This is a genomic window from Photobacterium aphoticum, assembly GCF_001029435.1.
GTDB lineage: Bacteria > Pseudomonadota > Gammaproteobacteria > Enterobacterales > Vibrionaceae > Photobacterium > Photobacterium aphoticum.
The window spans coordinates 551275-564560 of record NZ_LDOV01000010.1; the positions used below are offsets into that span (position 1 = coordinate 551275).

The 13286-nt window shown below is 48.3% G+C and carries 8 protein-coding genes; 7 read left to right on the top strand and 1 reads right to left on the bottom strand.

Features of this window, described 5'->3' with window-relative positions; all coding sequences use genetic code 11:
- The first annotated feature begins 151 nt into the window (after window positions 1-151).
- From ABT58_RS06530 to pelG, 7 genes are all read left to right on the top strand, one after another.
- The gene (locus ABT58_RS06530) at window positions 152-2863 is read left to right on the top strand and encodes an endo alpha-1,4 polygalactosaminidase (RefSeq protein WP_053063000.1); all 2712 of its coding nucleotides are present in this window, start codon (window positions 152-154) and stop codon (window positions 2861-2863) included.
- A gap of 124 nt (window positions 2864-2987) precedes the next feature.
- The gene (locus ABT58_RS06535; protein ID WP_158261702.1) at window positions 2988-6491 is read left to right on the top strand and encodes a tetratricopeptide repeat protein; all 3504 of its coding nucleotides are present in this window, start codon (window positions 2988-2990) and stop codon (window positions 6489-6491) included.
- A 13-nt stretch (window positions 6492-6504) separates the two neighbouring features.
- Window positions 6505-7032 carry a hypothetical protein gene (locus tag ABT58_RS06540; protein ID WP_047873492.1) on the top strand — a complete coding sequence of 176 codons (528 nt, stop codon included), beginning with the start codon at window positions 6505-6507 and terminating at the stop codon, window positions 7030-7032.
- A gap of 47 nt (window positions 7033-7079) precedes the next feature.
- Window positions 7080-8426 (top strand): PelD GGDEF domain-containing protein, encoded by a 1347-nt coding sequence (locus ABT58_RS06545; protein WP_047873493.1) that lies wholly within the window; start codon window positions 7080-7082, stop codon window positions 8424-8426.
- On the top strand, window positions 8389-9357 hold the full coding sequence (locus ABT58_RS06550) for a HEAT repeat domain-containing protein (protein WP_047873494.1): 969 nt from the start codon (window positions 8389-8391) through the stop codon (window positions 9355-9357). Before ABT58_RS06545 ends, ABT58_RS06550 begins: the two co-directional genes overlap by 38 nt.
- Window positions 9354-10892 carry a GT4 family glycosyltransferase PelF gene (gene pelF / locus ABT58_RS06555; protein ID WP_047873495.1) on the top strand — a complete coding sequence of 513 codons (1539 nt, stop codon included), beginning with the start codon at window positions 9354-9356 and terminating at the stop codon, window positions 10890-10892. The genes ABT58_RS06550 and pelF overlap by 4 nt, the downstream gene beginning before the upstream one ends.
- On the top strand, window positions 10873-12246 hold the full coding sequence (pelG, locus tag ABT58_RS06560; RefSeq protein WP_047873496.1) for an exopolysaccharide Pel transporter PelG: 1374 nt from the start codon (window positions 10873-10875) through the stop codon (window positions 12244-12246). The genes pelF and pelG overlap by 20 nt, the downstream gene beginning before the upstream one ends.
- A gap of 124 nt (window positions 12247-12370) precedes the next feature.
- Here pelG and ABT58_RS06565 read toward each other — a convergent pair whose 3' ends face one another.
- Window positions 12371-13237 (bottom strand): slipin family protein, encoded by an 867-nt coding sequence (locus ABT58_RS06565; protein ID WP_229821547.1) that lies wholly within the window; start codon window positions 13235-13237, stop codon window positions 12371-12373.
- Between the last annotated feature and the right edge of the window lie 49 nt (window positions 13238-13286).

A 13286-nucleotide genomic window follows, 5' to 3' on the forward strand; every position in this document is an offset into this window, starting at 1 on the left:
ATCTTCCTTTTTAACAAAAGTCATCCTTTTTCGTGTTCATATATTTACTATTTATTATAACAAGTTAACAATAAATCCCTCAGGGATATAATTCATTGGGAGCATTCAGATGGTATGCATTCGACACATATTCACATTATGGATGCTGATAATGACCTTGCCGGTACTGGCTTCTCAGCCACCTTCTATCGCCTTCTATTATAATCAGATCGACTCAGTTCGGGAGCTGATGAATTATGATCGTGTCGTCGTCACGCCTGGGTTGATCACCGAAAAACAAATCGACACTCTGCACAAGGCCAATACCCGCGTCTATGCCTATCTCAGTGCAGGAGAATATGACGGCGCGACTCTGCCACCGTCATTACAAACCCACTCCCCCTTAATCAATACGAACTGGCAAAGCCACGTGATGGATCTGACGGCCCCCGCCTGGCAAAACTATTTATTGGGCGAAGCCGCTAGCATTATGGAAAAAGGCTTTGATGGGATGTTCCTGGATACCTTAGATAGCTATACCCTTTTTGCTATTACCCATAGCCAACGCCAGAAACAGGAGGAAGGACTTGTATCAATCCTTACCGCACTCCACAACGCACCCAGCCAGCCAACCTTAATCTTTAATCGTGGCTTTGACGTTCTAACCAAGCTGCCCTTTAAGCCCGCAGCGGTAGTTGCCGAATCGCTTTACCACCAATACGATCCGAAGGATAAACGCTACCAAACCGTCCCTTCCCAAGACACAACCTGGCTGACCCAACGGCTGAATGAAGTAAAAGCACTCGATATTGAAGTTATCGTCATTGACTATATCCCGGGCAGCGAGCGCACTAAACAAATTGCCGCCGCGCAACGACTGCTAAAAGAGGGCTATACCCCCTATGTCAGCGATGGCATGTTGTATGAGTTCGGCGTCAGTACAGTTGTGCCCGTCGCGAAGCGTGTTTTAGGTTTCTATGACGGCCAAATGGACAGTTTTACAACGTCACAGTGTCACCGGATGCTCGCCATGCCAATTGAATACAACGGCTACGTCCCGGACTGTGTCGATATTCGTACCACAGACTTTTCACGGTTAGATATCACCCGCTATGCGGGCATTGCACTATGGGTGGAAGAACAAACCTATCAGCAAGTACCGACTGTACAACCCTGGCTACACCGCATCTTAGGACAGCGTCCCATTTTGTTTATTAACGCCTTACCCAATGATCAAGGGTTATTAAACAAACTCGGCATTCAATCTGTCGGAGAGATGACGGGTAACATCACACAAAAAACGGGGAAAAACTGGACGAAGAATCATTATCCCGCAACCTTCAGTCAGTTTGAGCCCCATCAAGCCTGGGCACCCAACCAGTTAGCCGTGTCCTCCTTAATTAGCTTTGCAGACGAGCATGGCAAAGAAGCGACAATGCTGTTCAAAGCACCCTGGGGCGGTGCGATTGTCTCGCCCTTTCCCGTGCTGAGCCTTGCCAATGACACTGAAACATGGATTGTTGATCCGTTTCGTTTACTCGACGAAACCCTGCAGTTACCGAGCATTCCGGCTGCTGATGCCACTACTGAATCCGGACTGCGTATCCTGACGGCCCACATTGACGGCGATGGTTTCCCATCAAAAGGTTGGTTCCCGGGTAAACCGTATACGGCCAAGGTACTGTTGGATCATGTGTTCAGCCATTATCCTCTGCCGCAAACCGTTTCTATCATTGAAGGCGAAATCGGGAAACGTGGTCTGTACCCAGAACAAAGTCCGGCAATGGAGCGTATTGCCCGGGACATTTTCAAACTCCCCAATGTAGAGATTGCCTCTCATACCTTCAGCCATCCGTTTTTTTGGGATCACTCTAAAGTCATCAAGAAAAAACAATACGGTGATCATCTGCCTATTCCGGGTTACACCGTCGATTACAACAACGAAATCATTACCACTGCCAACTACATCAACAACCAATTGGCCCCAAAAGGCAAAAAAGTAGAATTAATATTGTGGTCCGGTAAAGCCGATCCCACAGAGCGTATTCTGAAAATTGCAGAAGAAGCCAACCTGCTCAACGTCAATGGTGGCAATACCTACGTGGTAAGGGGCAAAAACTCCTTTACCCAGGTGTCAGCCACCATTGTGTGGTATCCGGATGCGGTACAAGTTTACGCCCCGGTGCTCAATGAAAACCTCTACACCAACTTATGGACTGAGCACCATGATGGCTACGGACGTGCAGTGGAAACCTTTGAGATCCTTGGCAGCCCTCGCCGGCTGAAGACGATTTCAATCTACTACCACATGTATTCCGGAGCCTATCCGGCCTCCCTCAATGGACTGAAAAACGTGTATGACTGGGCCATGAAGCAACCCACCACACCGCTTTATCTCAGTGAGTACGCCAAACGCGCACGGACACTGTACGAAACCGGCATTGCGAAAACACTGAATGGCGACTGGTTGATCACCTCATCCGGTGTAAAAAGCATTCGCTTGCCCAACGAATTAGGCTACCCCACCACAACAAGCCAAATCGCAGGCTGGAACAAGGGGCCTGATGGGCGCTACTTAATTCTGACATCACCACGTACCCGATTAACAACCAGCCAACAACAAGAAAAAGGTATTCGACTACAAAGTGTTAACGGACAACTCCTGAAATGGGAGCAACAAGGAAATACGATCAGCTGGTCGGTGTACAGCCACATGCCTCTCACGATGACATTGGCTGGTGTCTCTCAGTGTCAACGTCAATCCGGTGACAGGGTCACTATCAGGAGGACGGTAGAACAAAGACAACTAAGAGAACCTATCGCCATCATAACCACAAATAAGACTGGTGTGATTTCAGGCACATTACGCTGTAGTGCCAGCTAATCTTTAAGTGAATGCACAGCAATATTGACTTTCATTATTCGACACAGGCTAAGTTATGGGCAAACCCGCGCAAAATAAACCAAGGATACGGTTACTCAATAAGCTCACGCTTGTTGTGCTAACTGTGACGTCCTTATGGGCGCTGTGGTTAGTGGCGCCAACAAAGTCGATGTTGATTCAGCTGATTGCCCGTTCATCGTCACCGGAAGTGTCGTTAGCTTTTCTAAAGCAGCTCTATTCACGGGATCCGCAAAATCGCGATGTCGTTAAACAGATTGTGCACAGCTACACTCAACTCGGTGAATTGGATGAAGCCAGTGCGCTGGTTCGCAGTATTTTGGTCGGCAATAATGGGCAACGAGATTGGCAGGCACTGAAAGTCTATTTATCGTTGTTGCTGGAGCGCTCTTATCAATCCGATCCAGACGTCAAACAAGCCGCTGTTACCCAGTTACTGCAGCTCATTGATGATATCGATACCATCCCAGAGGCAGATATTGCACGCTTATATGCTGATACTGCCATTGCCTATTCTCGGCCAGATAAAGGCTTAGATTATCTTAAACCGCATATTCACAGCGGGGAAACCAGCTATCCGGAACTGATAAAACTTGCCTTAGAAAGCGAAAACTACAGCACGGCGGTCACCTTACAAACGGATGCCTTCATGGAAAATCAGACAATGGTTAACGCCAATGCACTGTTTTCCTTATTTGCCACCACCTTTCAGCCAAAGAAAAGTCAGGCATTTTTAGAGAACTACCGAGGTCGCCTGTATCAACAGCCTGCTTTTTTAGCGGCAGCCATCACCCATTCTCAGCAACTGGGTAATCTGGATACCGCACTGGCGTTATCGCAACAATTACTCTCTATCGATCCGACGGCAGGCCGGTATGCCAGCAGCGCCCAGTTAGCGATACGTGTCGCTGATCTGCCCTTAGCGACTCAACTGCAACAGGCCGCCGTGAAGCAAGACCCCAGCATGCACAATATTGAAGTGCTGCATCAATTGTATCGCTGGCAAGGCAAGATTGCCGCCGCACAAGGCTTGAGTATCCAGCTACTCAATCGCAATTCCGGCACGATCACGACGAAACAGCTTCGCGACGGTGTCGAAGAATCGCGCGCGCTGGGTGATATCTATTATGAAGGCCTCTTTTATAATGCGATTGCCAAACGAGCAGCGGTCACCCCTAGCGAATACGATGCCTGGCTGAATGCCGTTGAAAAATCGCAAGGCACCGATGTGGCACTATCAAGCCTGACTGCGTTAGCCGCAAAACGCCCTTATGACAGTGCGTTAATCAGCCATAAGGCGCGCCTGTATAGCTATAAAAGTGATCATGATGCTGTGATCAACGAATGGCGCAAATTGATCCGCTTACGCAACCCGACATTGGCAGAAGCACAACGGGCGGCCAATGCGTTTATCTGGCGCAATCAACCTGAGCAGGCTCTGCAAGCACTCGTGACGCCGAAAACCTGGTTTAACGCTGACAGCGATTACATTGAAGCGGTGTCGAGCCTGGCATGGGACACCAGTAACCGCCAGATATCGACACGTAGCCAGGATACCTTGGTAGCCCGTGCCAGTGGCAATCTGGATATTTACCGTTATATCAACCTGATGACGCCAATTACCGACGAGCGTCAGGCTAAATTACTGGCTTTGTACCAACGTACTGATAACGCCACGTTGTTACTGGCGGTCATTCGTGCCCGCGCGGCCACCCAAGATTACAATCAACTGGTACCCTTATTAACTCTGGCTAACAACGATCCTTCGTTGACGAACAATATTGAAATCCTGAGTTACAAAGCCCAATTAGCACTGCATCAACAGCAGACTGAACAAGCGAAAACCTTGTTTGCCCGTATCCTGACAATTGACAGTACCCATACTTCAGCCATTAGTAATTTGCTGTGGTTAGCGATAGCGGAAAATGACACCGCTACTCTGCGCACCTTGTATGATCGTTACCATACGGCGCTTGCTGGTAACGCCGAACTCTGGTTAGCCTTTGCCAGTGCCGCACAACAATTGGGCGAAACCCGCGAAGCGACCGCGTGGTATAAAGCATTATTGAAAAATAGTGATGAGGCCGATACGTCTGTCATTCTCAATTATGCTTCTTTGTTAGAACAACAAGGCCAAGCCGAAAAAGCCTATCAACTGCGTCGTTATTTACTGACTCAGCAACGTGATGCCCTGCTTGCGTTATCTGATAATGCGGCAACTTACCGCTATTTAGTCGGCTTATTTACTGATGCCCGCTTTGCCCGCACCCTTATCGAAAACAAAGTGCTGGCTGCACATTCAAACACGACGTCAGGTGAAAAAGGACAGACAGCAGCTTTATCCACGGCTGATGCCACGGCATTAACCAGTGAACTTTTCTCACAATATCTTGCGGAAAATCGCGCCGACAGTGTGTTGTTCTGGCAGCACCGCTCCGCCCTCGGGAGTTATACACTGCCAGACTGGCAACAGTTATCGCTGGCGTTACAACAAAAAGACAAACACAAAGTCGAGCACCTTCTTGCCAAAGCATTGAAACTACCTGAAGCCGATGAAAACGTGGCACTGCAGTTTGTCGGGCGTCACCAAGAAGCGTGGCAACACGGGCAATCGCAGATTGGTAACATGGCGGATAAGCAAGCCGAAATGCAACTCAAACGTGCGCACGTTCTGCAACATCCCCACAAAACCCACAGTGTGCGTTCGCAAGTCATGCAAATCAGCCAGTGGGACATTACTCGCTTTAGTCTTGATTACTACCGCCCACACGTTGATGGCAACTGGCGTTTAGGGACGGATTGGCAGCAATCCGGCACGCCGGATCCCTTTGAAGGCAATGCCATTGATGACGAATTCAGATTGCGGGGCAAATATTTCCACCAGTACAGTGACAGTGATTTCACCGTAGGATTGGATCTGGCTGACGGCTTAGGCGATCAACGCCTCGGCGTCTCTTTTGACTATCAGGTCACGTTGGATGATTACTGGCAGTTAGCGGTAAATGCCGGTCTGAACCAACATATTGAAGCCAGTGATCTACTGACCATTGCCGGACAAGATAACCGACTGGGTATCAGTGCAACCTATTTACCGACGGCGCGTGAATCTGTCTTTATGCAATTTAATCTGCATGATTTATCCACACGATTCGATGATGACATTGGCCAGGGTTGGGATTTCAGCTTACGGGTTGCCGAACAGTTCTTCTTCAATGATCCGGCCTGGCAAATTTACGCTGATTTCACGGCGCAGCAAATTAATCTCAATAATGACCCGCTCACGGGCATTAACCAATGGCACAAAGGAACACGTCCGATTGTTAGTAGTGACTTTATTGATGATGACTACCAACGTCTCTCAATTGGTCAACGGGTATGGCATGGCGAACCGGGGCTGCCGGGTGCCACCGTGCCTTCTCCCCGCTATTGGTTAGATACCTCTCTGGGCTATAACACCCTGAATGCCGATATGGATTTCACCGTCAGCGCGGGGTTAGGTTGGCGTGTATTTGGCAATGATGAGCTTTATTTCACCACCGATTGGCAAAGTCAGGATCGCAATGGTGATGAGTCTCTTCGCCTGCGTCTTGGTTACTACTACAGTTTTTAAAAGGATCCTTATCATGAAAAAAACATCACTATTTCTCAGTGCGTGTGTGTTGTCAGCCTGTAGCAGCTACCAAGTGCCAGACAGCCCAGCATTCTCGGCAGCAGAGACCTGGGCAATTATGCCAATGGCAAATCATTCCAACACGCCATTAGCGGCGGAAAAAGTCGAGCAGCTGGTCGCCACCCAGTTGTACGCCAAAGGGATCAATACTGTTCGCTATCCAGCCATTCAAGCAACTGACTTGCAAAGTATTCTTGATGATGGCGCCAAGCAAAAGCAAGCGCAGGCATGGCTTTCTAATCAACGGGTCAACTATGTCATTACGGGCTCTGTTGAAGAATGGCACTACAAAAGCGGCTTAGACGGTGAACCCGCCGTGGGGATCACGCTGGAAGTCAAATCGGCCCGCAGCGGGCAAACTTACTGGCGTGCATCCGGTAGCCGTGGCGGCTGGGGACGTGAAAGTGTCAGCGGTACGGGACAGATTGTCATTGAAGAATTATTGGACGGTCTGACGATCACCCCGCGTGAGAGCAACTAACCTAATGTATGCACTTCTCGACAAAGGTTAAGACTGGGAACACGCTTATGCAGCAACCATTAAAGAAAAAAATCTTCAACGGATTACGGACATCCGGCCTGGCATGGCTGGAAACCGTGTTGGTGGCGGTGATTGCCATTTATATCTGGACGCAGTCAGATTCTCTGGCTCCCACATCGACCGAACATAATTTTTTCTGGCCGCTGTTCGGCCCATTGTTGATTGCTTTGCGTTATGGCTTTGCTAAAGGGTTTACCTGCGCCCTGCTTACAACAGCCGGTCTGGCCACTATCATGAACATTACCGGCCACATTGAGTATTATCCGCTCTCTTTGGCGATTGGCACCATCATGGTGGCGATGATAGCCGGTGAGTTTCAGGACTACTGGTACAACATCAACCGTAAGCATCAGCTTGACCAACAATACATGCAGCAAAAAATCGACAGTTTTACCCAAAACTACCATTTGCTGAAAGTCTCTCATGATCAACTTGAGCAGCGTACTGCGGGTCAAACCGTCAGCTTGCGATCCAGTATCAGCGCACTGCATAAAATAGCAACCCAGCACAGTGAGCAACGGTTGGAATATTTGGGTCACCCGTTCCTTAACCTATTGGCAGAAATCGGCGGCATTGAAGTCGCCGGGATCTACAAGGTACAAGACAATAAGATCATCCCCAAAGCCGAAGCAACACTGGGGGATCACCACAAACTGGTACTGTCTGATCCTATGCTGCAAGACATGTTAGCCACCAAAAAAGTGTTATCACCGGCTAAATTGGCCGCCAATCAAACGCATCAATCCCGTTATCAGCTTTGCATCCCACTGCTGGATACCTATGGCACCTTGCAAGCCGCTGTCGTCGCCGAAAATGCCAAATTTTTTATGCTGACACCGGCCAATGTGGCACTGCTGTCGCTGGTCTCAAATCACGCGGCAGATTTACTCAGTGACATGATCGTGACGCCGATTCTGGCGCCGCACCAAAATGATATGTTTCTGCAATACATCAAACGCGCCCGTTATAACAAACGCCATTATGGGGCTGACAGTTCACTGGTGGTGTGCATCGACAGCCAAAACAAACACAAGCACATCATTGATTCGGTTATTCACTACCGACGCGGGGCGGACGTGTACTGGTCATGCCGGACCCGACGCCAGCAACATGGTTTGGCCGTACTGCTACCACTGACTTCGTTATACGATGCCCAACACTATATCCGCCGATTAGAGGAGCTACTACACAGCCAGCTTGGGGATGACATTCAAGATATCGATATCATCGGCCCGCTTTCACTGGCGAAAGACAAACAAGAAATAAAGAAACTGATGAATGAACTCGGAGCCTACAATGAAACTGTGGTTAACACTTCAAACGATAACCTTTGAAATAGCCAGTTTCTATTTGGTCTATGCCGAACCGATGACACTGGAACGTTGGGGTGCCTTTGCGACAACCCATGCCATTGCCTGTGCCAGTTTCACCGGTATCTGTTGGTTGCTTTTGCCCAATCACTACAAAAGCCCGGCACTGCCTGCCATCAGCTTTCTGTTTCTCTTTAACTATTTCATTCCACTTATTGGCATGATTGGTACCAGTTGTTCACTGCTAGTGGCGCTGTATCTGCCCCGCCCGCAATCACAAGTAACCTGGGAAGAATGTGAAAAAGCCCCGCTACCACAAAATCCGGGGGATGCCATTGATACCCAATTTGGTGCCGGGGCCTTGCGAGAACTCTTGTTGCATAACACTGACCCAGAGCGCCGCGCCCTGGCGGTCACCGCCATTCGCCAGCTGCCCAGACAGCATGCCGTGCCCCTTTTGCAATTGGCATTAAAAGACTTAACCGATGATGTGCGCTTATTGGCATACGCCTCTTTGGAAAGTATTGAAACCCAAATTAACGAATCCATTGCGCTCTTTAAAAAGCAATATGACCGTAAACCCACCGCAAAAAAAGCCCATGAAGTGGCGCAACAATATTGGGAGCTATGTTATCTCGGCATTGCCGAAGGCATTTTGCGCCAACACTATTTAGAAGCCGCAGAACAATGGTTGATGCTCTCACTCGAAAAACACACCACGGCTTCAGCGCACTTGTTATTAGGCCGGGTGTTATTGGACTTAAATCGTCCACAAGATGCCATGGTATCTCTGCAAGCGGCGCTGAATGGTGGCTTATTGTTACGCCAGGTTGCCCCGTATTTAGCAGAAGCCGCTTATATCAATGGCGACTATGACACCGCCCGAGAATACATCGCGTACTTCCCCGAGCAAAAAGGAGAACGCCTCAGTCAAATCAAGGAGTTGTGGGGATGAGCAGTAAACGGTTAATGCATCATGATACGGACGTAGATATCTGCCTGCTGTTAGAAGGTACCTACCCTTATGTGCGCGGCGGCGTATCCAGCTGGGTACATCAGATCATCAGCGGATTACCCGAGTATACTTTCCACCTGATCTTTCTGGGCGGCCACCCTGATTTTTATGATAAACCCGCTTATGAATTTCCGGATAATGTGGTCGGTTTTGAAATGCATTACCTGCTTTCAGACAAAGGCCACCTTAAACCCTCAGCGCGACGCGGAAAATCCAAATTGTTTCAGACATGGAGTCGATTCCTGTCATTTTTTGAAAAGAACAATGAGCCGATTCCTGATCAATTACTGCTTGATGTGTCAGCCTTTCTGGGTAAAGACGGGCAATTGACCATGAGTGATTTTCTCTACAGCCGCGCGTCGTGGGAAGTGATCACCGAACGCTATTTTGCTTCGGCACCTAAGCAGTCATTCGTCGATTATTTCTGGACGTACCGTAACATCTATCAACCGATATTTATCTTATCGACCATTTCGCAAAATCTGCCGAAAGCCAAAGTCTTTCATAGTGTATCGACTGGTTATGCGGGTTTTCTGGGTGCACTGGCCAAACAGCGCATGGGAAGTCCTTTCCTTCTGACCGAACACGGTATTTACACTAAAGAGCGAAAAATCGATTTAGCTCAAGCGTCTTGGATCAAAGACACCCACAACGCCATTGATATCTCTATGCATAAAGGGATGGATCATACGCGTAAAACATGGATTTCGTTTTTTGAACAATTAGGTCTGAGTGCCTATAACCAGGCTGACCAAATCATCGCCCTGTTTGAAGGAAACCGCCAGCGGCAACACACGGATGGCGCCCCTAGTGATCGCACGCGGGTCATCGTCAACGGGATCAGTACCGAGCGATTTCATGCTGCCTATGAGAAACGTCCCGACAGTCCGCCATTGGTTGTAGGGTTAGTCGGTCGCGTCGTACCCATTAAAGACATCAAAACTTTCATTCGTACCATTCGTGGCGCAGTAGAAGCCTTCCCTACCCTTGAAGGCTGGATCATTGGCCCGAAAGAAGAGGACCCTAACTATGTCCATGAGTGTGAATTATTGATTGAAAGTTTGGGTTTAAAGAACAACGTAAAAATGGTCGGCAGTAAGAATGTCGTCGACATCATGCCTCAATTAGGTGTCATGATGCTGACTTCCATCAGTGAAGCACAGCCATTAGTGTTACTTGAGGCCATGGCGTCAGGTATCCCCTGTATTGCCACGGAAGTGGGTGCCTGTCGGGAAATCATTGATGGTGCGGCGGGTGAAGATGCCGCTTTAGGCTCTGCGGGCGAAATTATTCCTATCGCCAGCCCCAACGAAGGCGCAAAAGCCATCATCAAAGTACTGAGTGATAAAGACGCTTGGTTACGTGCTGGCAATGTGGGCAAAGCCCGCGTGATGAAATATTACGATGAGCCGATGATGTACACGGCCTATCGCAACTTATATAAGGAGGCCATTGATGGCAGGGATTGGATTTGAGATACGGAAGATCCTAAAACGGAACTCCTTATTATCCATGATTGAAGCCTATGGCTTGGCGGGATTGATCAGTTCTGGGCCATGGGTTTTGTCGATTCTGGCATTGCTTGCCATCGGTTTGATCAGCATCGGGATCGTCTTCCCGACCTATGTGATCGTCCAGTTTCTGGTGATCGTCACTTACCTGATGGCGGGCTCTCTGATCATCAGCGGGTTGTTCCAATTATTACTGACCCGCTATATCTCCGATTTATTGTTTGCCAAAGAAGAACACAAAATCGTACCGAATTTGCTGGGCTCGATGTTAGTCACCAGCACCTTAGCGGCCATTTTTGGTCTGGGCGTACTGGCTTTTTGTGAAAACATTGAAGCGCCTGTCAAAATCACTATTTTTGCCTCTTTCGTCTTGCTGTGTAACCAATGGCTGATCATCATCTTCCTCAGCGGGATGAAAGAGTATTACCGCATCTTTTTCACCATGGCCCTCAGCTACGCCTTAATGGTCGTATTGAGCTTATTTTTACCTCCTTTTGGTCTGCTTGGTTTAATGGCTATTTTCGCCAGCTGTCAGGCCCTGATGACCTTCGCCTTTCTTTATCACGTCCTACGCGATTTCCCCGCGAACCGGTTGGTGGACTTTGAATTTCTTAATTACAAAAAGACGTTTTTCTCACTGATCCTGTGTGGTTTTCTCTACAACCTTGGGGTGTGGTTAGATAAGTTTGTATTCTGGTTTCGAGAGGAAACATCCCATCAGGTCATTGATGTGTTCCGCGCCTCCTACATCTATGACTTACCTATCTTCATTGCTTATTTGGCCATTGTACCGGGCATGGCGGTGTTCATGTTGCGCATGGAAACCGACTTTGCGGATGCCTGTCTGAAGTTTTATGACGCGGTACGTGAAGGCGCGACATTGGACTCCATCCAGTTATTGAAAGACAAAATGGTTCTCGCTTGTCAGCAAAGCATTTATGAAATTTTTAAAGTACAGGGGCTTACCCTTGCACTGTTGATTTTATGGGCAGAAGACATTCTGCTCGCACTGAAAATTGATTTGGCTTATCTGCATTTATTGTATGTGGATTTAGTCGGTGTGAGCTTACAAGTGCTGGTGATGTCGATCCTCAATGTCATGTACTACCTCGACAAACGATATTCAGCCCTTGCCCTCACGGCATTGATGGCAATAGGTAACGTGACACTGGCGTTTGTCAGCATTGATATGGGGCCCGTGTTCTATGGCTATGGCTTTGCCATTACGATGCTGGTCACTACGATTGTGGGCATGATCATGCTCGATAGCCAATTTGAAGATCTGGAATACCAGACCTTCATGCTGCAGCGTTCTTAAATCATTCGCTGATCAATTGAAGCAATGAAAGACGTAACCTAAGCAGCAAGCAACGCAACAAAAAAAACGGTGGCTAATCAGCCACCGTATTTTTCACTGTTATAAGACGATTACGGATATATAGCTAATTCTGTTGATCACTCTCTGGTTTGCCTTTCCCCGCCTCCCTTTTCTCATCCGCAAAAGACACGCTAGGTGATGTTGCAGAAGGTGAGGCTGATGGTGAAGCAGAGGCATTTTGCGTACTCATCATGCCGGCTACTTTATCCACCAAGTCAATTGGCATTGGGAAAACAATGGTGGACGTACGATCATTGGCAATCTCGGTCAGTGTTTGCATATAACGCAGCTGAACAGCATTTGGGGACTGATTCAGTACCTGAGCCGCTTCTCGCAATTTAGCGGATGCTTCTAACTCACCGGTTGCATGGATCACTTTTGCACGACGTGAACGTTCCGCTTCGGCCTGACGTGCTAGCGCTCTGACCATGCTGTCATCCAGATCCACATGTTTGATCTCCACATTGGCGACTTTGATCCCCCAATTGTCAGTATGCTGATCCAAGATCGACTGCAGATCCCGATTCAACTCTTCACGTGCAGACAACAATTCATCCAATTCATGTTGCCCTAACACTGAACGTAATGTGGTCTGCGAAAGCTGGCTGGTGGCCTCAAGGTAATTCTCTACATTATTGATCGCCATTTTCGGGTCAAGCACGCGGAAATACACCACGGCGTTCACACGCACCGACACGTTATCACGCGTGATCAAATCCTGCGTGGGCACATCCAATACAATGGTTCGTAAATCGACTCTCACCATTTGCTGAATGATCGGCACAATGATGATCAAGCCTGGGCCTTTCACTTCATAGAAACGCCCCAGCAAGAATACCACTGCACGTTCATACTCGCGCAATACCTTGAACATGCTGATGATAATCGCCAGCACTAATACGATGATGGTAGCAATTGAATACGTAATCATGACATGCATCCTTATTCATCTTTTTTGTCAGTACGGTTCAGCATACTGT

Coding starts and splice junctions, on each gene's coding strand:
- ABT58_RS06530 (WP_053063000.1), top strand. CDS start 152: ATGACCTTGCCGGTACTGGCTTCTCAGCCACCTTCTATCGCCTTCTAT.
- ABT58_RS06540 (WP_047873492.1), top strand. CDS start 6,505: ATGAAAAAAACATCACTATTTCTCAGTGCGTGTGTGTTGTCAGCCTGT.
- ABT58_RS06545 (WP_047873493.1), top strand. CDS start 7,080: ATGCAGCAACCATTAAAGAAAAAAATCTTCAACGGATTACGGACATCC.
- ABT58_RS06550 (WP_047873494.1), top strand. CDS start 8,389: ATGAAACTGTGGTTAACACTTCAAACGATAACCTTTGAAATAGCCAGT.
- pelF (WP_047873495.1), top strand. CDS start 9,354: ATGAGCAGTAAACGGTTAATGCATCATGATACGGACGTAGATATCTGC.
- pelG (WP_047873496.1), top strand. CDS start 10,873: ATGGCAGGGATTGGATTTGAGATACGGAAGATCCTAAAACGGAACTCC.
- ABT58_RS06565 (WP_229821547.1), bottom strand. CDS start 13,237: ATGATTACGTATTCAATTGCTACCATCATCGTATTAGTGCTGGCGATT.